Source organism: Colwellia psychrerythraea (assembly GCF_000764225.1).
Taxonomy (GTDB): Bacteria; Pseudomonadota; Gammaproteobacteria; order Enterobacterales; family Alteromonadaceae; genus Colwellia; species Colwellia psychrerythraea_D.
On the sequence record NZ_JQED01000031.1, the window covers coordinates 83229 to 108376 of the forward strand.

The following is a 25148-nucleotide window of genomic DNA, read 5'->3' on the forward strand; positions in this document are numbered from 1 at the left end:
TTTCATTAATAGCGCTGATTAATCACTTTAACTACTTAACCAGTTTTACTAAATCGGCAATTTTGTTAGCCAATAACGTCACTTCATCAAGATCTGGACCTTCCACCATGACACGGATAAGTGGTTCAGTGCCTGATTTACGCAGTAATACTCTGCCACGACCTGTTAGTGTTTCATTCACTTCATCAACCGCAGCCAGTACATCAGCATCATTTAATGGATTATTTTCTCCAGCAAAGCGAACATTAACAAGTAATTGCGGAAGCATTGTTAAGCCTTGACGTAACTCAAACAACGATTTTTCTTGTTTAGTTACCGCAGTAAGCACATTAAGCGCAGCAATTATACCATCACCGGTAGAGGTATGATTAAGGTTAATAACATGGCCTGAATTTTCAGCACCTAACTGCCAACCTTTCTCTTTTAGCAGCTCCATCACGTGGCGGTCACCAACATTACTACGGGCAAATTCAATGTCTAATTCTTTTAAAGCTAACTCTAAGCCCATATTACTCATGAGAGTACCAACAACGCCGCCCTCTTTTCGACCAGATTTTAAATCATTACACGCGATGATATAGATAATTTCATCACCATCAATAACATAACCCGTGTGATCGACCATCATGATACGATCGCCATCACCATCAAGGGCAATACCGAGATCAGCATTATGTTCAACAACCGCTTCACTGATTGCTGTCATAGAGGTTGCGCCACAGTCTTTATTGATATTAGTTCCGTTAGGCCCGGTACCTATTTCAATAACTGTTGCACCTAATTCACGAAACACATTAGGCGCAATGTGATAAGTAGCGCCATGGGCACAATCAACCACGATAGTTAAGTTTTTTAATGACATTTTGCTAGGGAAGTTACTTTTACAAAACTCAATGTAACGCCCTGCTGCATCATTAACGCGACTCGCTTTACCAAGCTTTGCTGATTCTACACACCCCATTGGATTGTCTAATTCAGCTTCAATCGCTAATTCAACCGCATCAGGGAGTTTTTCCCCGCTGTTAGAGAAAAACTTAATGCCATTATCATAAAAAGGATTATGCGAGGCGCTAATGACAATGCCAGCTTCGGCTCTGAATGTTTTAGTCAGATAAGCAATACCTGGTGTTGGCATAGGACCAAGTAAACCTACATCGATTCCTGCGGCTGAGAAACCTGCTTCAAGTGCTGATTCAAGCATGTAGCCTGAGATACGCGTATCTTTACCAATAAGCACCTTCTTAGTGCCTTGTCCGGCGAGTACTTTACCCGCCGCATAACCCAGCTTCATGACGAACTCTGGTGTGATTGGGTATTGACCAACTAAACCACGGATACCATCGGTACCAAAATATTTACGATTTGACATGTTTTTCCTTATATACTTTCTTGTATAGCTTTATTCATTGCAGCGACTGCTATCAGATTTTCAGTAGATATTCGTTAAATTATCTAACGTTAGCTAATCTTGTCTTTTCTCTGCTACAACTGACCATCATTGGTACTTAGCTGTTATGGATAATACTTTGAGGGCATCGACCGTTTCTTTAACGTCATGCACTCGAATTATACTCGCGTTTTGCTGTGCGGCTATTATAGCGGTAGTTAGGCTACCTGCAAGGCGTTCGTCAACATTACGGGCTAATAAGTTACCTATCATTGATTTCCTCGACGTTCCGGATAGTAGTGGTAAACCTAAATCACTAAACTGGTGAAGTTGTGCAAGTAACTGATAGTTTTGCTCTAACGTTTTACCAAAGCCAAAACCTGGGTCTAAAATAAGACGCTCTCGGTTAATACCTGCTTGTTCACATATTTGTATACGGTCAATAAAAAACTGTTTTATATCAGCAATAACATCGTCATATTGAGGGTTGTCCTGCATTGAGCGCGGTAAGCCCTGCATATGCATTAGACATATTGGCACATCGCTCTTTGCTAATACGGCTAAACAGCCTTCATTTTGTAAAGCTCGAACATCATTAATAATATCAGCGCCATGTGCAATGGCCTGTGACATGACTTCTGCTTTACTGGTATCGATTGATACCTTGATATCAAATTTCGATTTAATGGCTTTAAGCAATGGGATAACGCGCGCTAATTCATCTTCTTCACTTACCTCAACAGCACCAGGACGGGTCGATTCACCACCGATATCGATAATATCAACTCCGTCGTTTATCATTTGTTCTACTTGAGCAAGTGCTTTATCAAAGGTGGCAAACTTTCCACCGTCAGAAAATGAATCAGGGGTAACATTAAGGATACCCATCACTTGCGCTTGAGGTTTATTTTGCTGCTCAGTTTGTTGATTGTTTGCGTTATTAGCTGAAAAATTATTTGTTGTCATTTTGATCTTTTCTTGCTGTGTTCAGTAAATAAGAAAGCGCTACATATGAAAAAGCCTCGGTATTTATAGTAAATAACGAGGCTTTAATAATTATATAAACATCTTAGCTTGCGGGTGTATCACCACTTGGCTTAGTTGTGTCAGGTTTAATTTGATTAACTTCTTCAGTTTCACTGGCCGTTTCAGCATCTTTAGTCGTTGCTTCAACAACCGTTTCTTTATCACCTTTACTGTCATCAGAATTAGAGCTTGAACCACCCTTATCTTCCCAACCTGCAGGAGGACGAACAGTTTTTCTAGCCATTAAGTCATCGATTTGTAAAGCATCAATGGTTTCATACTTCATCAAACAATCTTTCATGGCATGTAGTACATCCATGTTTTCTTTGATTAAGTCTTCAGCTCGTTGATAGTTACGGTTAATAACTGATTTAATTTCTTCATCAATGCTTTTCGCTGTTTCATCAGACATATGTAACGATTTAGCAGAGGTTCGACCTAAGAAAACTTCACCTTCTTCTTCAGCGAACAACATAGGCCCCATTTTATCTGATAGACCCCATTGCGTTACCATTTTACGAGCAATGTTAGTTGCTCTTTCAATATCATTTGAAGCACCAGTAGAAACTTTATCACTACCGTAAATAACTTCTTCAGCAACACGACCACCGTATAGCGAAGAAATGTTACTTTCTAGATGTTGCTTAGAATGGCTAAATCTATCTTGCTCAGGTAAGTACATAGTTACACCAAGAGCACGGCCACGAGGAATAATACTCACTTTGTAAACTGGATCATGATCTGGTACTAAACGACCAATAATTGCATGACCTGCTTCATGGTACGCAGTCATTTCTTTTTCTGACTCACTCATTACCATGGTCTTACGTTCTGAGCCCATCATGATCTTATCTTTCGCGGCGTCAAATTCTTTCATACCAACAACACGAATTGATGCACGTGCAGCGCATAATGCCGCTTCGTTCACTAAGTTAGCTAAATCAGCACCAGAGAAACCTGGCGTACCACGAGCTATAACTTCTGCTTTAACATCATCACCTAATGGTACTTTGCGCATATGTACTTTAAGGATCTGCTCACGACCACGAATATCAGGTAAACCAACAGTTACTTGACGGTCAAAACGACCAGGACGAAGTAATGCAGGGTCTAATACGTCAGGACGGTTAGTTGCAGCAATAACAATAACGCCTTCATTACCTTCAAAACCATCCATTTCAACTAACATTTGGTTAAGTGTTTGCTCACGTTCATCATGACCACCACCCATACCCGCGCCACGTTGGCGACCTACCGCATCGATTTCATCGATGAAGATAATACAAGGTGCCGCTTTTTTAGCTTGTTCAAACATGTCACGTACACGCGATGCACCAACACCAACAAACATTTCAACAAAGTCAGAGCCTGAAATGGTAAAGAAAGGAACTTTCGCTTCACCAGCAATTGCTTTCGCTAATAACGTTTTACCTGTACCTGGTTGGCCAACAAGTAAAATACCTGATGGAATACGTCCACCTAATTTTTGAAAACGGCTAGGTTCACGTAAATAATCAACTAATTCAGCAACATCTTCTTTCGCTTCATCACAACCAGCAACGTCGGCAAATGTTGTTTTAATTTGTTCTTCACTTAATTGACGAGCTTTAGATTTACCAAAAGACATGGCGCCTTTACCGCCACCGCCTTGCATTTGACGCATGAAGAAAATCCAGACACCAATAAGTAAAATCATCGGGAACCAAGAAACAAAGATAGTTGTTAAGAAACTTGTTTCTTCAGGCAACTTACCTTCAGCGCGCACGCCCTGCTTAACAAGATCATTAATTAAATCACGATCATAGCCGCCAGGTATAACGGTTTTGTATGCTTCGCCACTACGCTTTTCACCCGTGATCACGCCATTTCTGTCAACACTCGCATCACGAATTTGACCTTGGCGTACATCCTTAATAAAGCGGGTGTAATCCATTTGTTGATTTTCAGTGGTATTTGGAGAAAAACTCTGAAATACACTCATCAAAACAACTGCAATAACTAACCATAAAATAAGATTTTTCGCCATATCGCTCAACTTAATGACCTCTTGTGATATTTAAAATATATATTAAAACAAATCTATACTAGTCTATTGTGCCTAATTTACTACAATTCAAGGCTTGGAGCTATTTAACTTTAGTCGCTAGTAACAACTAGTTACAACTTGTCTATTATGACCTTTGTCATTAGCGTTAACCTTTATAACCTGTAGCAACCAAGTAAACTTCTCTTGAGCGCGCTCTTGAAGATTCTGGCTTGCGTGTTTTTACCGTTTTAAAAACTGCGCGTGTTGCTTTCATATAGTCTTCAAAACCCGCACCTTGGAACACTTTTACAATAAAGGAGCCATTAGATTTTAGCACTTCACTACACATATCTAAAGCAAGTTCGACGAGATACATGCTACGGGCAGAATCTGCACTTTCATTACCTGTCATGTTGGCAGCCATGTCTGACATCACCACATCAATATTTTTACCATTAATACGTGTTAATAATGCATCAAGTACTGCTTCTTCTCTAAAGTCACCTTCAAGGAAATCAACACCAACAATAGAGTCCATTGGTAAAATATCACAAGCCACAACTTGGCCTTTATCACCAACGGCTTTCACCGCATATTCTGACCAACCACCAGGAGCTGCGCCTAAATCGACAACTTTCATGCCTGGTTTAATTAATTTATCTTTTAGGTTAATTTCTTCCAGTTTAAATACTGCACGAGATCGAAGACCTAAACGTTGCGCTTTTTTTACGTATTCATCTTCAAAGTGTTCGTCTAACCAGCGTTGACTACTTGCTTTGTGTTTTTTATTTGCCATGCTTTCGCTTACTCACAAAAAGAACATTAATTATTAAAGGATTATACCATTGTGATCTGTTAATTATTCATAATCGAAAACAAAAATATCTAAAATTGACAACTTAATAACGGTGATTTCTAGATGATTATAAAATTAGTGCGATTGGTATTAGTATTAATTAGTAGATAAGGGTAAAATAGCGGCAATTCAAGGTAACTAATAACGAAATTTAGTAATGAGCTTAAACAAAAAACAAATTCAACACCTTAAAGGTGTCGCACATCCTCTTAAACCAGTCGTTTTGCTTGGTAATAATGGCTTAACAGAAGCAGTTGTGGCCGAGATTGATTATGCATTAAATCATCATGAATTAATCAAAGTTAAAATCCCAACGGATGATAGAGAAACTAAAGCATTAATCGTTGATGCTATATGTCGTGAAACGAATGCCACTAAGGTACAAGTGATCGGTAAAACGTTAGTGATTTATCGTGAAAGTGCAGAAAAGAAAATTAGAATTCCTAAAATCTAATTCTCAGTCGCTTTGATAAACTATGTTTACCCAGCTAAAAAATGACAGCAATTGCTGTCATTTTTTTTAATTACTTTTCGTCAGGTGCTTGATCCGTTTCAACTCCTTCAATCAGTGTTACCACTTTTTGCGTCAATTTCACGCGCCCAGATTCAACCAGAGCTTTTCTTAGCACATATTCAATTTGCGCATTAACACTACGCAGTTCATCATCTGACCAACGCTGCATTGCTGCCAAAACTTCAGGGTTTATTCTAAGCGGGAAGCTTTTTTTAGCTGCCATGAATTTTCCTATTAAGTTAGCATTAATACAAACTGCCAGTATTAACGACAGGTTGTGTGCTTTTATCGCTACATAAAACGACTAATAAGTTACTTACCATAGTGGCTTTACGCTCTTCATCTAGTTCCACAATATCTTTATCAGATAGTTGTTTTAGGGCCATTTCTACCATACCAACAGCACCGTCAACAATTAGGCGACGGGCAGCAATAATGGCAGAAGCTTGTTGCCTTTGCAGCATAGCATTAGCAATTTCTGGCGCATAGGCTAAATGACTGATACGTGCTTCATGTACTTTTACACCGGCTTTTTCTAATCGCTGCTGTATCTCTAGTATTAAGGCTTCTGACACTTCTTTAGGGTGGCTTCGAAGCGCAATTTGATCTCCTTCGTGTTGATCATACGGGTAACTGATCGCCATATTTCTTAGTGCCGATTCACTTTGTATTGTCACAAAACTTAGGTAATCATCTACTTCAAATACGGCCTCAGCAGTATCGTCTATCGACCAAACCACCACAGTAGCAATTTCAATCGGGTTGCCATGCTTATCATTGACTTTCATTTGACTCGATTCAAAGTTACGGATTCTTAATGAAATTGTTTTACGGATAAAGAGTGGAATAGTCCAACGAAGACCTGCAGCTTTTACTGTGCCAACATAGCTACCAAAGAAGGTCATTACCTTAGCTTGATTTGGTTGCACCATGAAAAAGCCAGGGATCGCAGCAACAGTCAATATAAAGACCAGTACCGTTATCAATTCTATATTGCCCATCGCAGCTTGACTCGTGATAAAAATTGCCGCGACGACTAGCGCAATAAAAACACCGTAACCATTAATCGAAAAACCTTTTTTCTCGTTCATGTAAACTCCTTATAGAACCCAAAAGTGATATCACTTTGATATCAAAATAATTACACCATAATAGAATATTTGCAAGTGCAGATAACACTTTTACAAGAGCAACCAATTTGAAATGACTTAATTAACTGAGGCAAAGAGCAGAAAAAGTTAAGCAGATATCACAAAAAAGGCCACAAACATGGTGTTTGTGGCCTTTTAAATAAACAATTGTTGCCCAGTAGACTGCAACAATTACTTACACAAATTTATTATTACAAGGTGTTGTTAGATGTGCTCTACAGCAACAATTTCATACTCAACAATGCCACCAGGGATAGTAATTTCAATCTCACTATCAACCTCTTTACCTATTAAACCGCGAGCGATAGGTGAGTTTAATGAAATACGACCTGTTTTAAAGTCTGCTTCGTCATCACCAACAATTTGGTAAGTCACTTCAACTTCAGTGTCTATATTAAGTAAGGTAACGGTAGTACCGAAAATAACTTTGCCATGATTCGGTATGGTTGTTACATCAATAACTTGTGCATTACATAATCGGCCTTCAATATCTTGTATACGACCTTCACAAAAGCCCTGCTCTTCTTTTGCTGCATGGTACTCTGCATTTTCTTTCAAATCACCGTGCTCACGAGCATCAGCAATATCTTTTACGATACGAGGACGTTTTTCTGTTTTTAAGAATTTAAGTTCTTCTTGTAACAGTTCAGCACCACGAAGGGTCATTGGATATTTAGTCATTATTATCATCTCATTCTAACAATAAAGGTGGTTAATCTCGCTTATGAACAGCAGATAACCACCTTTAAATACTTTAAATAAGCTCAAGGTCACTTAGGACTTTAAGCCTTATGCATTTTATTTACAACGAATTATGTAACTCTTGAACAGAACGTACTGTACTCATTTCATCAGCAGCATGCGCCATACAAGTAGCAAATGCAGCATTTAATGTTGTTGTATAAGCTACTTTATAACGTAATGCTCCACCACGTAATACTTTAGAATCTTCTATGGCTTTTCGGCCCTCTGTCGTATTAATGATGTAACTGTATTCGCTATTTTTAATTCTATCAAGTATATGTGGACGACCTTCGTGTACTTTATTTACACGTCGAACCGGAACACCCGCTTCACGTAAAATAACTTCAGTACCGTGAGTCGCATCAATATCATAACCTAATTCAACCATGATTTTAGCTAATTCTAGTACACGTACTTTATCACTGTTACGCACTGAAATTAACGCACGACCTGTTTTAGGAACAGATACACCAGCACCAAGGTTTGCCTTAGCATAAGCCTCTTCAAACGTATCACCTACGCCCATGACTTCACCCGTTGAACGCATTTCAGGGCCAACTAGCGGGTCACTGCCGTGGAACTTGTTAAATGGTATAACAACTTCTTTAACTGAGAAGTAGTTTGGAATCACTTCTTTAACAATGCCTTGTTCTTTTAATGACTTACCAGCCATTACGCGTGCACCAACTTTAGCTAATGGTACTGACGTTGCTTTTGAAACAAAAGGAATGGTACGGGCAGCACGTGGGTTTACTTCAATTAAGTAAACTTCACCATCTTTAACCGCCATTTGCGTGTTCATCAAGCCAATTACACCTAACTCAAACGCTAAGTCTGATACTTGCTTACGCATAACATCTTGGATTTCTTGGCTTAAGCTATAGGCTGGTAGTGAACAAGCACTATCACCTGAATGAACACCGGCCTGTTCAATGTGTTGCATAATACCGCCAACAACGACATCTGTACCATCACAAACAACATCAATATCAACTTCAATCGCATCATCAAGGAAGTGATCAAGTAATACTGGAGAGTCGTTCGATACGCTTACAGCTTCAGTCATATAACGACGTAAATCATCTAGGTCATAAACAATTTCCATTGCGCGGCCACCCAGAACATAAGATGGGCGAACAACTAATGGGAAACCAATACTTTCAGCTTTTGCCATTGCTTCATCTAGTGACGTTACGGTGGCATTTTCTGGCTGTAGTAGCGATAAACGATCAACCGCTTGTTGGAAACGCTCTCTATCTTCTGCGCGGTCAATTGCATCTGGAGAAGTACCGATAATAGGTACACCCGCAGCTTCTAAAGCACGTGCTAATTTAAGTGGTGTTTGACCACCGTACTGCACGATAACGCCTTTCGGCTTTTCAACACGAACAATTTCTAAAACGTCTTCAAAAGTAATTGATTCGAAGTAAAGTCTATCTGAGGTATCGTAATCTGTCGAAACGGTTTCAGGGTTACAGTTAACCATGATAGTTTCGAAGCCATCTTCACGAAGTGCTAAAGCAGCGTGAACACAACAGTAATCGAACTCAATCCCTTGACCGATGCGGTTAGGGCCACCACCTAAGATCATGATTTTATCATTATCTGTTGGATTAGCTTCACATTCTTCATCATAGGTTGAGTACATGTAAGCAGTATCAGAACTGAACTCTGCAGCACAGGTATCAACACGCTTATACACTGGGAAAATCTCAGCGTTATGGCGTTTTTTACGTACTTCAGCTTCGCTTACACCAATGAGTTCAGCTAAACGTGAATCAGCAAAACCTTTACGTTTAAGTTTACGTAAATATTCAGGGTTTAATACTTTTAAACCACCTTCGCTAACTTTAGCTTCATCTAAAATGATGTCTTCAATTTGTACTAGGAACCAACGGTCAATTTTAGTTAGTCTAAAGATATCTTCAACACTTAAACCTAAACGGAAAGCATCAGCAACATACCAAATACGATCTGCGCCAGCTTCTTGCAGCTCATGCATTATTTTAGTTTTAGCACCCGGCTGAGTTACATCAACAATAGAGTCAAAACCGTTTACGCCAACTTCTAGACCACGTAATGCTTTTTGCATTGATTCTTGTTGGTTACGGCCAATAGCCATCACTTCACCAACTGACTTCATTTGCGTGGTTAATCTATCTTCTGCACCGGCAAACTTTTCAAAGTTAAAACGTGGGATCTTAGTCACTACGTAATCGATTGTCGGTTCGAATGATGCTGGTGTTTTACCGCCAGTGATATCATTGGTTAATTCATCAAGGGTGTAACCAACAGCTAGTTTTGCCGCGATTTTAGCAATAGGGAAACCTGTTGCTTTTGAGGCTAATGCTGACGAACGAGATACACGTGGGTTCATCTCGATAATAACCATACGACCTGTGTCAGGACAAATACCAAACTGTACGTTTGAACCACCCGTTTCAACACCAATTTCACGAAGAACAGCTAATGATGCATTACGCATGATTTGATATTCTTTATCCGTTAATGTTTGCGCTGGTGCAACTGTGATTGAGTCACCAGTATGAATTCCCATTGGGTCAAAGTTTTCAATCGAACAAATAATGATACAGTTATCATTTTTGTCGCGAACCACTTCCATTTCATATTCTTTCCAACCAATTAATGATTCATCAATCAATAATTCTGTTGTTGGCGATAAATCTAAACCACGGATACAAATTTCATCGAACTCTTCAGTGTTATATGCGATACCGCCACCAGTTCCGCCCATTGTAAATGATGGTCTGATGATACAAGGAAAGCCTAGATGTTTGCTTGCTTCGTGTGCTTCTTCGATTGAGTGCACAATTTCCGCACGTGGTGTTTCTAAACCAATCGCTTTCATTGCTTTGTCAAAACGACTACGGTCTTCAGCTTTGTCAATTGCGTCTGCTGTTGCACCAATCATTTCAACATTGAATTCTGCTAATACGCCTTTGGCTTCAAGCTCTAACGCACAGTTTAATGCTGTTTGACCACCCATAGTAGGTAGAACAGCACAAGGACGTTCTTTTTCAATAATATTACGTACAACTTCCCAATGAATTGGTTCGATGTATGTCGCATCGGCCATATCTGGGTCAGTCATAATTGTTGCAGGGTTAGAGTTAACTAAGATAACTCGGTAACCCTCTTCACGAAGTGCTTTACACGCTTGCGCGCCTGAATAATCGAACTCACAGGCTTGACCAATAACAATTGGGCCTGCACCTAAGATCAAGATACTTTTTAAATCAGTACGTTTTGCCATTTTCTTTTCTCTCTTCTCTTGTCTGTCGGTTTAAGCGTTGTTTGATTTGTAGATGTTGATCAAGTCAATAAAGTGATCAAATAATGGCGCCGCATCGTGTGGACCAGGGCTTGCTTCAGGGTGACCTTGGAAGCTAAATGCTGGTTTATCTGTACGATGGATACCTTGTAAAGAATCATCAAATAAAGACTTATGGGTAACTTTTAAGTTGCTTGGTAGGTTAGCTTCATCAACAGCAAAACCATGGTTTTGTGAAGTAATCATAACAACATCACGACCAAAGTCTTTTACCGGATGGTTAGCACCATGATGGCCAAATTTCATTTTTATTGTACTTGCGCCACTTGCTAGACCCAATAATTGATGACCCAGACAAATACCAAACACAGGTATCTCTGTTTCTAGGAAAGTTTGAATTGCTGAGATAGCGTAATCACATGGCTCTGGATCACCTGGTCCATTTGATAAGAAAATACCATCTGGGTTCATTGCAAGTACTTCACTTGCTGGTGTTTGTGCAGGTACCACAGTTAATTTACAACCACGGTCAACTAACATACGTAAAATGTTACTTTTCGCACCAAAGTCATAAGCTACCACATGAAATTCAAGGTTTTCAGGTTTTGTAAAGCCCTTACCAAGTTCCCAGCTACCGTCTGTCCATTGGTATTGCTCTTTCGTTGAAACAACTTTCGCTAAGTCCATACCTTTAAGGCCTGGAAATGCTTGAGCTTGAGTCAGCGCACTTGCTTGTTGGCTTTCATCATTAACATCATCTAATGTTAAGATACAGCCGTTTTGAGCACCTTTTTCACGTAAAATGCGCGTTAATTTACGTGTATCAATATCAGCAATACCTAAGATATTGTTATCAATTAGGTAGTCACTTAAATTCTGTTCATTACGAAAGTTACTAGCAAGTAAAGGCAAATCACGAATAACTAGACCTTTAGCAACAATGCTATTTGACTCTTTATCTTCGTTATTAGTACCAGTATTACCGATGTGCGGGTAAGTTAGGGTAATAATTTGCTCTGCATATGATGGATCGGTAAGAATTTCCTGATAACCTGTCATCGAAGTGTTAAATACCACCTCCCCAACAGCCGACCCTTGTGCACCAATTGCGGTGCCTTTAAAAACAGTGCCGTCTTCAAGCACTAAAATAGCAGATGTAGCCAATGTAACCTCCAAAGAAGAAATAAACGTAAACGCGCATGTAACAGCAAGTGCTCCATGCATTTGCTTTTTACTGTACTTCCCGTACAAGAATAGATGTTAAAAACTGCTTTTCAGCTAAATTTTTGACAAAATCCACTTATTTTACGCTTGTACTTTACTTTCGTCTAGTAATAATATGTAAAAATGTAGTCTTTTCTAGCTTTTCCTAGTATTTTCTAGTCAAAGGGCTGAAAAGACTACTTATCTATAGTGAAATTTCGTTAATATCTTGGTATTAACTAGAAATTAACATTAATCTTTTAACCCGAGTACGTCTTGCATATCATAAAAACCTGCATCAGCATCGTTTAACCAAAATGCTGCACGCATCGCACCTAGAGCAAATGTCATTCGAGAGCTTGCTTTATGGGTAATTTCAAGTCTTTCGCCTAAGTCGGCAAAAAAAGCCGTGTGCTCGCCAACAATATCGCCTGCTCTAACCGTTGCAAAACCAATGGTTTCTCTATCACGTTCCTCTGTTATGCCTTCACGTCCATAAACAGCAACTTTATTAAGATCACGCCCTAACGTATCAGCAATAACTTGTCCCATTTTGACAGCCGTACCAGAGGGGGCATCTTTTTTAAAGCGGTGATGTGCTTCAAATATTTCTATATCCGTTTCATTGCCAATCGCTTTTGCTGTCACTTGCAATAACTTAAACATTAAATTAACACCTACACTGGTATTAGGCGCTAGAATAACAGGCATAGTTTTGCCAGCTTCTTTAATAACTTCAACTTGCTCATCAGAGAAACCAGTTGTGCCAATAACTAAGGCCTTTTTGTTTTCATTACACCAAGCAAGGTTTTCTAGCGTGGTTTCTATCGAAGTAAAATCAATAAAAACATCTGCAGCAGTCATTTGAGATAAGGCCGTTGACGTTTTAATGCCAATTGCGCCAATGCCGGCTAACTCCCCTAGATCAAAATCGACAAAAGATGAGCCAGTACGCACACTACCACCCACTAATTCAATACTTGCATGTTCATGAGCTGCCTGAATTAAATTGCGCCCCATTCGACCACTGCAACCTAAAATAGCTACTTTTACTTTCATATTGTTCTCTACTATTCTTTTGAAAAGAGCGGAAACCGCCGATAATTTTAGTTAACTTTTTGTTACTCGCAAATTTATATTCAATAGATGTTACCAATCAAGTGGCTCTGCTAGTGTTAACGAGCTATCTAGTTCATGAGAAATAACATTAATAATTTTCAATGTACCTTCATCATTTATTACATGGTAAATCGCGGTAAAATCTGCAAAAACCTGACCTTGCCCATCGATAAAATCCCAATCTATGCACACTAAATATAACTGTTTACTTATCTGCTCAAAAGATGACTTCTTCGCAATAATATCACTTGTATTTGCTTCTTTAAGTTGAGTTAAAATAGTACCGAACTCTTGAAGACAATCAGATGAGTTTGTAAGTAAAACTATTTTATCAGGTGTATTTAGTGTGCATGGTAAGTGATAACATCGGCTTACCTCATTAAGATCGTAATGAATAAATGCATGTTGATAGCGTTTAAAAAGTGCTTGTAACTCGGTACCAATCTGCATAAACACCTACTCCCCCATTTTCCATAACGTAATAACTGCTAGCTTACTTTCAGTCATCACATTAATTCAATTTGTTTTAGCTTAAAAAAAAGCCCTCAATTGAGGGCTTTCATTATAATACGATATTTATTTGATGCTTAATAATTCAACATCGAATACTAACGTAGCATAAGGAGGTATAGCGCCTTGAGAACCACGCTCACCGTATGCTAAATCGTAAGGAATAGTTAATTTCCACTTACTACCTTCAGTCATCAACTGAAGTGCTTCAGTCCAGCCAGCAATAACGCCATTTACTGGGAATTCAGCTGGTTGTCCACGCTCTACAGAGCTATCAAAAACATCACCGTTTGCAAATGTACCGTGATAATGAACACTTACAGTGCTTTCGGCTGAAGGTTTTTCGCCTTCACCTGTCGTAATGACTTCGTACTGTAAACCTGACTCAGTTACAGTTACTTCATCACGTTTAGCATTATCGGCTAAGAATTTTTCACCTTCCGCTGAAGCTTCTTTAGCAGCAGCTTGCTCTTGCTCTTGTAACTTTTTAGAAACAATAGAAAAAGCTTCGTTTAAGTCTTCATCTGAAACTTGGCTAGCAGCAGCAGCAAGCGCATCAGCAATACCAGCTTGTACAGCAGTGATATCAAACTCTTTAAAAGGATTATTGCGAAGTTGGTCACCTAATTGACGACCTACGCCATAGCTAACACGTTGTTCAATAGTATCAAAACTCATTGGTATATAAACTCCAGACTATACTGTCATTTTTAATGATTAATTTTATGTAAACTTTACTGTTAAAGGAAACTAAATTAATCGAAGGTTTAAAATTATCGCGATTCTAGCATAAAAACTTTAACGCGAACAACTTCAAATTGTTGCTTAACGTAAGTAAATACCGACGAAAAAAAACTGTAAAAATAAAAAACTCGTTACTGATGGTAACGAGTTTTTTAAAGGGGTGCTTAGAACGGATTGAATACCTTATTTATGATGTTCTAACATCTCATCAAATGTAGTACCGATACTCGTTTCAATTTGAGGTGATAGTTTGCTGACGATGAAAATCGCTATTGAACAAACGATAAAGCCTGGCACTATTTCATACATCAATGCACTTAATGATTGTCCATCGATGGTGATAGGGGCATAAATCCAGATAAGTACAGTGACTGCACCACTAATGATACCGGCTAAAGCACCATTTCGAGTCATCTCTTTCCAATACAAAGAAGCAATAATGACAGGTCCAAAAGCAGCACCAAACCCAGCCCAAGCATTACTCACTAAACTTAATATACTGCTATTACGATCGTATGCTAAGTAAATGGCAACCAAGGCAACAAGGAGCACTGAAATTCGCCCAATCAGTACTAATTGTTTTTCACTCGCATCGCGGTGCAAGAAAGCTTGGTAGAAATCACCCGTAAGTGAACTTGAAGTCACCAATAATTGAGAAGATATTGTACTCATGATGGCTGCGAGAATTGCTGCCAGTAAAAACCCAGCAACTAGTGGGCTAAATAATAACTGTGAAAGTACGATAAAAATGGTTTCGGCATCATCCAGCTTTATCCCTGTTTTGGTCACATAAGCTATACCAGCAAAACCAGTTGCCATTGCGCCAACAATAGCGACAATCATCCAACTCATACCTATTCTGCGAGCTGTTGGCATATCTTTTACACTTCTTATGGCCATAAATCGAACAATGATATGTGGTTGACCAAAATAACCTAAGCCCCAAGCCATGGCTGAAATAATGCCAATAACACTGACACCACTAAATAGATTTAACAGGTCTGGGTTTATCGTATTAATAGTACTTTGCATTTCAGACAAACCACCAACTTCGCTTATGGTGACAACAGGCACCAAGACCAAGGCAATAAACATGATACAGCCTTGAACAAAATCAGTTAAACTCACCGCTAAAAAACCACCAAACATGGTGTAAGCAACCACTACTCCAGCAGTAACATATAATCCTATTTCATAATTTAAGCCAAATGAGCTTTCAAATAACTTACCACCGGCAACAATACCACTTGAGGTATACAGCGTGAAAAAGACAACAATAACAACTGACGAAACAATTCTAAGCACGCGGGTTTTATCATTAAACCTATTTTCAAAAAAATCTGGTAGCGTTATCGAATCATTGGCTAATTCGGTATAGGTTCTAAGGCGCGGTGCTACCACTAAATAGTTGAGAAAGGCACCGATAACTAAGCCAATAGCTATCCAAATACTACTCATGCCCGTGATGTACATAGCGCCAGGTAGCCCCATTAACATCCAACCGCTCATGTCAGACGCACCTGCAGATAATGCAGCAACACTCGGTGATAGACTACGACCGCCCAACATATACCCAGTAACATCACTGGTTGATTTACGGTAGGAATACAAACCAATTAACAACATGGTTAAAAAATAAAGAGTTAATGAGATTAAGGTTCCAATAGCCAAAGTAATTACCTGCTTATTATTATGATAGTGAATGGGTAAGATCGCTAAACTAGCAAAATTGGTCAAAAAAAGAAACCTTAGTAGAGTATGTTATAGCAGAATTAACAATGGTAATGATAACAATACGCAACAACTGTAAGTATATTGAATAAACTACCTAGTTATTCAAAAAACTAATGCAATCAAAGCCGCTATACCATATATTCAATAGTAATTAATATTTCTAAGTTAAGCTAGATAACTACCTATATGAATTTTTACGCTGCACGACAACCTATTTTAGATAAAAATAAAAAACTATTTGCTTACGAATTACTTTTCCGAGATAGCATAGATAATGTTTTCCCTGATATTGATGGCGATGAAGCGACTAGCAAAATGATAGAAGCCAGTCAGTTTAATATGGGTATCAGCGAATTTACCGGTAACAAACCCGCCTTTATCAATTTCACCCTGCAAACCTTAAAGCAAGGGTATCCTGAAATGCTTGAACCTGATGAAGTGGTTGTCGAAATTCTCGAAACCATAAAACCTGGTAAGCAGCTTTTGGCGTTTTGTAAAGATTTACATGAAAAAGGTTATACACTAGCTTTAGACGATTACGAACACCAAAGTGTGTGGGCGCACTTTTATCCTTATATAAAAATCATTAAAATTGATATTCAATTAAGCGGGCTTGATGAGATTCGTGAAGTCCTTAGAGCGACTAAAGATTACCCTCATATCAAAATGTTGGCTGAGAAAGTTGAAACATATGAAGAGTATGATCAAATGTTCCAACTCGGCTTTGATTACTTTCAGGGATACTTTTTTGCACAACCTGAAATGATCAAAACAAAGAATTTATCCCCTTCGCAGATAGCTATGGCGGAATTACTGTACGAGACCTCTAAAACTGAACTTGATTTAAACAGTATCACCCATGTTTTTGAGCGTGATGTATCACTGTCTTATAAATTGTTACGTTATGCTAACTCCGCTATCTTCAAGCGTCGTAATGAAATATCTACCATCAAACAAGCTCTTGTTATCTTAGGCTCTGGTGAGTTAAAACGTTTTATAGGCTTGATGTTTGCGATTACTGCAAATCCAAATAAGCCGTCCGAATTAATTAACTTAGCAATGACTCGAGCAAAGTTTTGTGAGTTAGTATCAGAAGATATTCGCTCACAACTCGATACCTCTATTGCTTTTTTAACTGGGTTATTATCGATGATAGATGCCATTTTGGATGAAGATATGGCTTCAGTGCTAGAGAAATTGCCTTTATCAGAAGATATCAAACAACCACTTCTAACAAAAAAAGGGGTTATGGCTGCTTTGATTAAGTTAGTTGAATTTATCGAACAAGCCCAATGGGATAAAACCACTTTAGTGATGGAAAAGTTAAAATTAGATAAAGACAAAGTGGTAGAGCATTATAATCAAGCTGTTACATGGGCTGATGAGCAAACGCAAGCGGCTATTTAGCGCTAATTTATAGTTATCACGACAAAGCAAGCCAACTACTTAGGGAGTTGGCTTTTCTGTACCTACCTCACTTTTAGCCATCTAAACATCTACATTGACAGTTGAGAATTTACTTTTATAATGCAGCAACGATATTGTTTTATATAGCTGTGATATGACTGATAAAAATGCCCCTCAAGAAAACTTAATTGCCCTGCTACCATTTGCCGTTTTTTTAGGGCTATTTCTAGGTACAGGCATTATTTTAACATTGCAAGGTATTGATTTTGCTTTCTATAAACTCCCTGCCAGTATCGCTATTATCCCCGCTATAATAGTTTCTATTAGCTTAGGTAAGTATTTATCTAAGAGTACTATTGAGAAGCAAATAGCGCAATTCATCAAGGGAGCGGGTAATAGCAACATTACAACAATGTGCATTATATATTTACTAGCTGGTGCGTTTTCCGTGGTTGCCAAGGCAACGGGCAGCGTTGATGCCAGCGTACAACTGGGTTTGGCTGTATTTCCAGATTACCTCTTACTCCCAGGGTTATTTTTAGTCGCTGCTTTTTTATCTACTGCTATGGGTACATCTATGGGTACCATTGCCGCTATAGCACCAGTTGCCCTAGGGTTCATTGAATCTGCTAATTTAGATGCAGCACTGGTTGCTGGATGCATAATTTCCGGTGCTATTTTTGGTGATAATTTATCAATTATATCTGATACCACTATCGCTTCCACTCGCAGTCAGGGAGCACACATGAAAGATAAGTTTCGTGTTAACTTTAAGTTTGCCGTGCCCGCAGCGCTTATTTGTTTGGTAATTTTCACTGTTTTAGGTGGTGAAGTTAGCCACGAATTAAACAACGACTCTGCTGTTGCAGGTTTGATTCCTTACGTGACTATTCTTGTGTTAGCCTTGATGGGAGTGAATGTTTTTGTCGTCTTAACGTTGGGGATAGTGCTGGCAGCAGCCATTGGTATGATTAGCAACGGTTATCAGTTTTCTGCCTGGCTAACTGATATCACTGCAGGCTTTGCCAGTATGCAAGACATCTTTCTGTTATCCCTCTTTATTGGTGGATTAAGTGAATTAGTTCGCCAACAAGGCGGTTTGTCGGCATTAACACGTGTGATAGAAACATTCGCCAGAAAACTAACACCGAATAATAAGAGGCGCGCTGCTGGCTTAGGTATTGCGAGTCTGGCCTTTATTTGTAACTTCTTTACCGCAAACAATACCGTTTCAATTATAGTCACCGGTGATACCGCCAAGAACCTTGCTACTGACGGTGAGCTATCTCCTGCGGAGTCAGCCAGCTTACTCGATGTTTTTGCCTGTATTAACCAAGGTATGTTGCCATACGGTGCTCAAGTACTCTTACTTGGCGCCTCTTTGCATATTTCTCCATTGTCAGTGGCAAGTCACTCTTTTTATCCCATGATTTTGTTTTTTGCCGCAGGCTTCTCATTCTGGCGATTAACTAGAGTAAATAAATAAAATATAAAAGCCACACAAAAAAAGGACGCAATTAAGCGTCCTTTTTTTGTGTGAGCATTCAAGATTATTAACTAAACAGTGATGCCATGTTCAGCAAGTAACTCTACTAAGCCATCCTCACTAAGCACTGAAATACCTAAATCCTGCGCTTTAGTCAATTTAGAGCCAGCTTTGTCTCCCGCAACAACAAAATGTGTTTTCTTGGAGACACTGCCAGCGACTTTTGCACCTAGGGATTGCAAAGCTGTTTTCGCTTCCGTTCTTCCCATTTGTGTTAACGTACCCGTCAGGACAAAAATTTGCTCTGCCAGCGGTAGGTCATCAATAGACTTTATTTCAATAGCAGGCCAATTCATTACCTCAGTTAATCCTGATACAACGGCTAAGTTGTGCTCTTCCTTAAAGAAATTAACAATATTTTTAGCAACAACCTCCCCGACATCTGAGACCTCTTGCAGTGCTTCCAATGTCGCACTCTCAATGGCTGCTAGGGTATAAAAATGGTTGGCTAAATTTGCTGCCGTTGCCTCACCTACCTCTCGAATACCTAATCCATAAATAAATTTAGCTAAGGTAGTACTTTTGGCTACCTCAAGTGAGGCAATTAGGTTTGTCGCCGACTTTTTCCCCATTCGCTCCATAGTACTGACTTGTATTTCAGTTAACTTAAATAGATCTGCAGGCGTACTGATCAACTTTTCATCGACAAGCTGCTCCACCAATTTGTCACCTAAGCCATCAACATCATGTGCTTTGCGTGAAGCAAAGTGTTTGATCGCTTCTTTTCGTTGCGCTGCGCAAAAAAGTCCCGCGGTACACCTGAGCACGGCTTCACCTTCAGGTTTAGCTACAGCAGAGCCACAAACAGGGCAACTAACAGGGAAAGTAACATCTAAAGCATTATCTGGTCGTTTATCAAGTACTACGCTTACTATTTGAGGAATAACCTCCAAATGTCACTTTCCTACTCATTTCATATCAATATAAATATTTAGAATTAATACTAATTTTAAACATTTCAACTACACTTTGTCTAATTGAAAGCTTCAAATAGGAATTTTAATTGTTAATTGAAGAAAAACTTCAGTCATTGTCGGCTTCTATACAGCCAGAATATTTCAGCGTTATAGAAGAGCATCTAAACAGCCGAAAATACGATAGAAAGTGCCTAACCTTGCATGTGCTAGATACATATTGGGGGCTACTAGAACTCCCTATAAAAAATAATGACAGCACAGACTTAACAAAGGCATTTGTATATATACGCTCACATCTGTGCCAAAACCACACAAGAATGGTTGCTACGATAAAGCTATCTGCGCTTCATAGCCTAACAAAACGATTAGCCACCAAAGGAGTGATCACCTGCGTCTTCACATTCCCTTGTTACCCCAACTCCGACTCAACACATAAAGCATTCAAGGATCAAATAATACCTTCTGAAAGCCTTAGTAAAATTAAGAAGAAAAAAGTCGGTGCAGATGAAGAATTTAACGAAATGCTATCCAAAACCTGCACCCCAGAGATAGCTCAGAGATTAAAAGAGCACGTCTACAATTTTAAACATGTAAAAAAACACAGAAAACCACTAAATGAATACTTGAATTTTGTATTTGGTGAAGACCCTATATGGTACGAACATCCGAAAATGATTGAAGGTACACTACTCAAGTTTAGGAATAATCTTCTAAATAAAATCTGTAGAAATAGCGCTTACGGAAATTTTCAAAATGTAAAAAACTCCATGGCGGTTCTACGTGCCCATAACCTAATACCCAAGGAAACGGACTTTCCAGACAACTTAAGAAGATGCGTTAAAACCCAAAAAGTTAGGATAGACAACCCTCTTCTATGTACCACTGACATTTATGATGAACGAGATAAAGATCTGTTCAGGAACACATCTGATTTCATAAAAGGGCTAGCCTCTGATATTGACAATAATTTAAAACTATTACTTTATGAAGCAAGAAGAATAGTTTTTGAGGGTTACCGAAAGTATAAAGATCGATACAGGTTAATCTCTAAAAGTGAAAAAGATGAGTTCCTTAAGCACCCCGAACTTAGAGTAATAAAAACAGTCTGCAGACAAAGCGGTAAAAGTTGGGTAAAAGAATGTAACCCATTTGCATCATATGGTCGCTCAGGTCCAATAAGGATGAATAACCTTGTGGCTTACTTCGATCACTTTTACGAGTGCTTTACAAGTGGTGTAGTAAAACATAACTTGGAGGGTATTCGTTTCACTAAAGAAGTTCGACAATACCTTGGGTTGACAACAGTTGTAGCATCCGCGATGCAATTAATTATTGTTGAAGAGCTAGGGATTAACCCATATTCTTTATATAAAGTGAAAGTGTATTCAGATGGGCACGGGCATGAATTTATTCAAGTAACTGACGAAGGTTCAGTAAGAATTAGGGCTTTAAAACCCAGAGCTAGACATACTAAAACAAGAAAAACTGCTGGTTCTTCGGTCGATCTAATAGATATATCAGAACAGAATATTGATGCAGCTACTTGCCTAAAAATGGTTCTTGAAATGACCAAGCGAGCAAGAGAGTTCACAAACCAAAAAGAGCTCTGGTTATGCTCAACCCCAAATGGCATTGGAAATCCTCTTCCAGCAAGTTTTCAAAATGCATTCAAAAAAATCAGAAAAAAGGCAGCTAAAACAAGTGAACCATTAAAAAACGCTACATTAAAAAAAGTTCGCGCTTCAAAAGGAGTTTGGATTTATTTGGACTCCGATGGTGATTCACTAAAGACTGCCAATTATTTTGGAAACACCGTAAAAACAACTCTTGAGAGGTATGTACCTTATTACCTCTCTGAAATAGTGTATAGAGTAAAAATCAGATCCTTTCAGAATATTCTCTTGTTCATGACTGTAGCTCATGATGAATCACCAGCAAATTCACTTGGGTTAACTATTACAGAGTTTAGAAGCCAGATTGTAAAAGCTTTCGACACTCCAGATATGGGAGGTACTCTTTATGAGAGCCTTAAATCGCAAGCCCCAGAGCATGACACCTTCGAGGTTAAGTATTTTTGCGTATCACTTAAAAACATAATCTTAGCATTGAAATACTCAAAAGAAGGTGAAAATCAAAGTCTCAAAGATAACTGTATAGCTGCGATTTCTAAAATTTCAGAAGGCCCAGTCATCATGAAACAACTTCTTAGAAAGGCTGAAAAGAAGCTTAACAACTTAGAGGAAGGCTGAAATGGAAAATACTGGATTATCCCCCTATAAAGAAAAACATGCCCCTAACGTATCAACAACCATAAGTGGGGTGGACTGTTATCCTAAACCAAGCTGGATGGTTAATAAAAGTATACTTGATACTACTTGGGAAATGAGAAAAACAGGGCATTCATTAGAAGATAATCAGAATCATACTCAATGCCTTTCTTTTACTAAAGAAGTCTCTCACAACGAACTACTTACAGATAAAAATAATCAAACTTTACTTGAGGACATAAGAAACAGCCTACTCTACTTAAATACTAAAGGAAAGATAACAAGAGCTGAGAGAACTTCTGATATTTTGATAGCTGCGTGTCACTTGATACTTCATGCAAATGAACTACAAAGCTTAAAAAACAATAAGGCAATAAAAAGCTTAACGGAAATTAGCTTTGAACATGTTAACGATTATTTACTATCGTATAAAGTAGAAAGGCAAGATTTTGATAAGTGCTTGAACACAATATTGAAGCGTTGGAATTCTAAAGGTCAAATCGATTGGGGCTTTTTAAAAAAATCAATAAAGCTAACAACTAGGCGATTCGAAAGCCTAAAAGACAAATTAACAAAATATTTAGAAACACATCACGATGGGTTCAGCTCAAAAGTTGGTTATATCAAACAATGCCCTAATGCTTGCATTATTGAGTTCGACTTAGATCATGACTTAGCACCAAAAGTGAAAACAATATCAAATGAGGTATCAAAACTTCATGCCCTTTATACCGCGCGACCTAGCCAAAAACACAAATTCAGGCATGATGTTCAGAAGCTTTTTTCAAGTGGCTATACCATTTTCGATGATATGGTTGAACCCAAAAAGACGCCTCTTATGCCCGTTCAAGATGCTCTTCATACACTGTCATCGGCACTTCACTTTGTACGCACTTATGGACTATCGTTCAGGACGTATCTTTCTTCACTATGCAAGGCAGAGAAAGTTCTAATAAATTCTAATGGCGTAAAGAATATACTTGATAATTTACGGGAATACCAACGTATGGTTTTTGAAAGCACCCCTATACCTGATCCACTAAGCGACTTAAATATTACTTCATGGCGTTATGAAAGCGAGCTTGATCTATATAAGAACGATTTTAGCGATGGCATCACTTTCGGAATAGCTGTCAGGCTATACATCGCCTCAATTTGGATACTTATCGCTAGTTTTTCTACCGCCAGAACAACATCACTTCTCACGCTGAGGCGTTCCTGTTTTGTACAATCACCAATTGATGGTTTATTTGACCTAGTTTTACGCATACCAAAAAGCTCAGAAAGGTGGGAGCTTGAAGAGGTACATAGACCAATCCCTGACTTAATATATGATTACGGCTTGGAATTCGCAGCATTTGTAAGCGAAATTGAGGAAAGACGTGGATTGGTTGGTGATGATAAGGGGTCTTACCTTTTCACTCGTACTCTCAATGCACGTTCAAGCACAGCATCTTTTTATCTTAACGAAACTCAAGAACACCAAAAAGCATTTGGCAGAGATGCCTTAGATGATTGCTTAGATACATTTTTCGACTGGATTGAATCTCCATTGACTAATGGTAAAAGATGGTACGCAAGAACACACCAATTCAGGCGGTTCTTTGCAGTTCTATATTTCAATTTTACTGATGGAGAAGGACTGGATGAACTCTCTTGGTTTATGGGACATGCCAATTTAGAGCAGACTTTTCATTATGCTGAAATAGCTCCAACCGATGAATGGATTGAAGAAGCCGAATGTACTATTGCTAAAACCGGAGCCGCTTTAAATAAACATATTAATGCAGATGACGCTATTCGCGCCATTATTGATAAAGCAAGAAAGACATCGAAAGTATCTACTGTAATTGAACCTCTGGTACAAAAGTTAATTTCTGAGCATAAAGAAAAGACAAAACAGGAAGTTCACTTTTGCAGAATAGAAGGAAAAGATGTTTTCTTTTATTTCACTGAAAATAAAGGAAGTTAACAATGTCAAAATATAAACTAGGCGAAACATCAAAAGAGGTAACAAACAAAAAAAACGCGATTACCAAGTCAATAATGAATAAAGCGGAGCTAATCAATTCCATTAATTCAGTAGAGGATATTTTCCCATCACTGAATATTAAAAGGGACTTCATAGCAGAAGCGTCTGTTCACAAATGGAGTGATAATGATTTATCAGTTATATCGTGCTCTTGGAATACAGCTCACGCAGAACATAATACCAAACCTCTTAAGGCACTTAAAAAGGCTATCGAGAATGCAAACAAAAGACTTACAAATACCGAAAGTTATGGCAAAAGCTCACAAAACATATCAACTGATAAGGCAACAAATAAACTTAGTAAAGAGAACGAAGAACTTAAAAAATCATTAGCAGAGGTATACCGTGCTTACATGCAATTAGTTGAACGCTACCGTGAGGATCAGGTGATAGATAATGCCATTAGAAAATTGATCCTAGAGCAAGCTCGCATACTTGGAAAACAACGTGTTGAAGAAGTTAAGTAATGTCAACAGTCGTTATTGCTGACCAGCCAGATCTTGGCAGCATATTAACTAGCAGCAGAAGAACTGAAAGATCGAAATGTTGCATATTCTCATGCATCGCGATCACCTAATACCATCTAAGCCGATCACCTAATACCATCCATCGCGATCACTCAATACCATCGATGCCGATCACTTTTCGGTCAAAATGGTATTGAGTGATCGGC

General features: G+C 38.6%; 19 protein-coding genes and 1 pseudogene. 6 read left to right on the forward strand and 14 right to left on the reverse strand.

Features of this window, described 5'->3' with window-relative positions:
- Window positions 1-31 precede the first annotated feature (31 nt).
- From glmM to rlmE, 4 genes are all read right to left on the reverse strand, one after another.
- Window positions 32-1369: a phosphoglucosamine mutase gene (glmM, locus tag ND2E_RS08960; RefSeq protein ID WP_033094263.1), complete on the reverse strand. Its 1338-nt coding sequence runs from the start codon at window positions 1367-1369 to the stop codon at window positions 32-34.
- Window positions 1370-1495: 126 nt separating this feature from the next.
- Complete coding sequence (folP, locus tag ND2E_RS08955; protein WP_033094264.1) at window positions 1496-2353, reverse strand: dihydropteroate synthase; 858 nt, start codon at window positions 2351-2353, stop codon at window positions 1496-1498.
- A 103-nt stretch (window positions 2354-2456) separates the two neighbouring features.
- Window positions 2457-4439, reverse strand: a complete 1983-nt coding sequence (gene ftsH, locus ND2E_RS08950; RefSeq protein ID WP_150113753.1) for an ATP-dependent zinc metalloprotease FtsH — start codon at window positions 4437-4439, stop codon at window positions 2457-2459.
- Between the two features lie 166 nt (window positions 4440-4605).
- The gene (gene rlmE, locus ND2E_RS08945; RefSeq protein WP_033094266.1) at window positions 4606-5235 is read right to left on the reverse strand and encodes a 23S rRNA (uridine(2552)-2'-O)-methyltransferase RlmE; all 630 of its coding nucleotides are present in this window, start codon (window positions 5233-5235) and stop codon (window positions 4606-4608) included.
- Between the two features lie 217 nt (window positions 5236-5452).
- On the opposite strand from rlmE, the gene yhbY reads away from it, so the two are divergent.
- Window positions 5453-5749 (forward strand): ribosome assembly RNA-binding protein YhbY, encoded by a 297-nt coding sequence (gene yhbY / locus ND2E_RS08940; protein WP_033094267.1) that lies wholly within the window; start codon window positions 5453-5455, stop codon window positions 5747-5749.
- Window positions 5750-5819: 70 nt separating this feature from the next.
- Here yhbY and ND2E_RS08935 read toward each other — a convergent pair whose 3' ends face one another.
- The 9 genes from ND2E_RS08935 to putP form a co-directional block, all read right to left on the reverse strand.
- Window positions 5820-6032, reverse strand: a complete 213-nt coding sequence (locus tag ND2E_RS08935) for a hypothetical protein (RefSeq protein ID WP_033094268.1) — start codon at window positions 6030-6032, stop codon at window positions 5820-5822.
- Window positions 6033-6054: 22 nt separating this feature from the next.
- Window positions 6055-6900, reverse strand: a complete 846-nt coding sequence (locus ND2E_RS08930; protein WP_033094269.1) for an SPFH domain-containing protein — start codon at window positions 6898-6900, stop codon at window positions 6055-6057.
- Between the two features lie 264 nt (window positions 6901-7164).
- Window positions 7165-7641: a transcription elongation factor GreA gene (greA, locus tag ND2E_RS08925; RefSeq protein ID WP_033094270.1), complete on the reverse strand. Its 477-nt coding sequence runs from the start codon at window positions 7639-7641 to the stop codon at window positions 7165-7167.
- A 121-nt stretch (window positions 7642-7762) separates the two neighbouring features.
- Complete coding sequence (carB, locus tag ND2E_RS08920; protein WP_033094271.1) at window positions 7763-10978, reverse strand: carbamoyl-phosphate synthase large subunit; 3216 nt, start codon at window positions 10976-10978, stop codon at window positions 7763-7765.
- Between the two features lie 30 nt (window positions 10979-11008).
- Window positions 11009-12160, reverse strand: coding sequence for a glutamine-hydrolyzing carbamoyl-phosphate synthase small subunit (gene carA / locus ND2E_RS08915; RefSeq protein ID WP_033094272.1), 1152 nt, complete (start codon window positions 12158-12160; stop codon window positions 11009-11011).
- Between the two features lie 291 nt (window positions 12161-12451).
- Complete coding sequence (dapB, locus tag ND2E_RS08910; RefSeq protein WP_033094273.1) at window positions 12452-13258, reverse strand: 4-hydroxy-tetrahydrodipicolinate reductase; 807 nt, start codon at window positions 13256-13258, stop codon at window positions 12452-12454.
- 90 nt (window positions 13259-13348) lie between these two features.
- On the reverse strand, window positions 13349-13768 hold the full coding sequence (locus tag ND2E_RS08905; protein WP_033094274.1) for a hypothetical protein: 420 nt from the start codon (window positions 13766-13768) through the stop codon (window positions 13349-13351).
- A gap of 126 nt (window positions 13769-13894) precedes the next feature.
- Window positions 13895-14512, reverse strand: a complete 618-nt coding sequence (locus ND2E_RS08900) for an FKBP-type peptidyl-prolyl cis-trans isomerase (protein WP_150113754.1) — start codon at window positions 14510-14512, stop codon at window positions 13895-13897.
- A 243-nt stretch (window positions 14513-14755) separates the two neighbouring features.
- Window positions 14756-16243 (reverse strand): sodium/proline symporter PutP, encoded by a 1488-nt coding sequence (putP, locus tag ND2E_RS08895; RefSeq protein WP_033094290.1) that lies wholly within the window; start codon window positions 16241-16243, stop codon window positions 14756-14758.
- Window positions 16244-16492: 249 nt separating this feature from the next.
- Here putP and ND2E_RS08890 point away from each other — a divergent pair, with 249 nt between their 5' ends.
- Both ND2E_RS08890 and ND2E_RS08885 read left to right on the forward strand, forming a co-directional pair.
- Entirely contained in the window at window positions 16493-17713 is a 1221-nt protein-coding gene (locus ND2E_RS08890; RefSeq protein WP_033094276.1) for an EAL and HDOD domain-containing protein, read from the forward strand.
- A 154-nt stretch (window positions 17714-17867) separates the two neighbouring features.
- Window positions 17868-19199, forward strand: coding sequence for a Na+/H+ antiporter NhaC family protein (locus ND2E_RS08885; protein ID WP_033094277.1), 1332 nt, complete (start codon window positions 17868-17870; stop codon window positions 19197-19199).
- A 71-nt stretch (window positions 19200-19270) separates the two neighbouring features.
- On the opposite strand, the pseudogene ND2E_RS22185 reads toward ND2E_RS08885, so the two are convergent.
- Window positions 19271-20149: pseudogene (locus tag ND2E_RS22185) on the reverse strand (helix-hairpin-helix domain-containing protein); the annotation flags it as partial.
- A 113-nt stretch (window positions 20150-20262) separates the two neighbouring features.
- Between ND2E_RS22185 and ND2E_RS08875 the strand changes: the two are divergent.
- The 3 genes from ND2E_RS08875 to ND2E_RS08865 are packed head-to-tail and all read left to right on the forward strand — an operon-like array spanning window position 20263 to window position 24942.
- Window positions 20263-22425 (forward strand): hypothetical protein, encoded by a 2163-nt coding sequence (locus ND2E_RS08875; protein ID WP_052056609.1) that lies wholly within the window; start codon window positions 20263-20265, stop codon window positions 22423-22425.
- Between the two features lies 1 nt (window position 22426).
- Entirely contained in the window at window positions 22427-24415 is a 1989-nt protein-coding gene (locus ND2E_RS08870) for a site-specific integrase (protein ID WP_033094278.1), read from the forward strand.
- A gap of 2 nt (window positions 24416-24417) precedes the next feature.
- The gene (locus tag ND2E_RS08865; RefSeq protein ID WP_033094279.1) at window positions 24418-24942 is read left to right on the forward strand and encodes a hypothetical protein; all 525 of its coding nucleotides are present in this window, start codon (window positions 24418-24420) and stop codon (window positions 24940-24942) included.
- Window positions 24943-25148 lie beyond the last annotated feature (206 nt).

Bases quoted from the DNA above. Each gene is read 5' to 3' on its own strand.
- glmM (WP_033094263.1), bottom strand. From the start codon at position 1,369: ATGTCAAATCGTAAATATTTTGGTACCGATGGTATCCGTGGTTTAGTT.
- folP (WP_033094264.1), bottom strand. From the start codon at position 2,353: ATGACAACAAATAATTTTTCAGCTAATAACGCAAACAATCAACAAACT.
- ftsH (WP_150113753.1), bottom strand. From the start codon at position 4,439: ATGGCGAAAAATCTTATTTTATGGTTAGTTATTGCAGTTGTTTTGATG.
- rlmE (WP_033094266.1), bottom strand. From the start codon at position 5,235: ATGGCAAATAAAAAACACAAAGCAAGTAGTCAACGCTGGTTAGACGAA.
- yhbY (WP_033094267.1), top strand. From the start codon at position 5,453: ATGAGCTTAAACAAAAAACAAATTCAACACCTTAAAGGTGTCGCACAT.
- ND2E_RS08935 (WP_033094268.1), bottom strand. From the start codon at position 6,032: ATGGCAGCTAAAAAAAGCTTCCCGCTTAGAATAAACCCTGAAGTTTTG.
- ND2E_RS08930 (WP_033094269.1), bottom strand. From the start codon at position 6,900: ATGAACGAGAAAAAAGGTTTTTCGATTAATGGTTACGGTGTTTTTATT.
- greA (WP_033094270.1), bottom strand. From the start codon at position 7,641: ATGACTAAATATCCAATGACCCTTCGTGGTGCTGAACTGTTACAAGAA.
- carB (WP_033094271.1), bottom strand. From the start codon at position 10,978: ATGGCAAAACGTACTGATTTAAAAAGTATCTTGATCTTAGGTGCAGGC.
- dapB (WP_033094273.1), bottom strand. From the start codon at position 13,258: ATGAAAGTAAAAGTAGCTATTTTAGGTTGCAGTGGTCGAATGGGGCGC.
- ND2E_RS08905 (WP_033094274.1), bottom strand. From the start codon at position 13,768: ATGCAGATTGGTACCGAGTTACAAGCACTTTTTAAACGCTATCAACAT.
- ND2E_RS08890 (WP_033094276.1), top strand. From the start codon at position 16,493: ATGAATTTTTACGCTGCACGACAACCTATTTTAGATAAAAATAAAAAA.
- ND2E_RS08885 (WP_033094277.1), top strand. From the start codon at position 17,868: ATGACTGATAAAAATGCCCCTCAAGAAAACTTAATTGCCCTGCTACCA.
- ND2E_RS08870 (WP_033094278.1), top strand. From the start codon at position 22,427: ATGGAAAATACTGGATTATCCCCCTATAAAGAAAAACATGCCCCTAAC.
- ND2E_RS08865 (WP_033094279.1), top strand. From the start codon at position 24,418: ATGTCAAAATATAAACTAGGCGAAACATCAAAAGAGGTAACAAACAAA.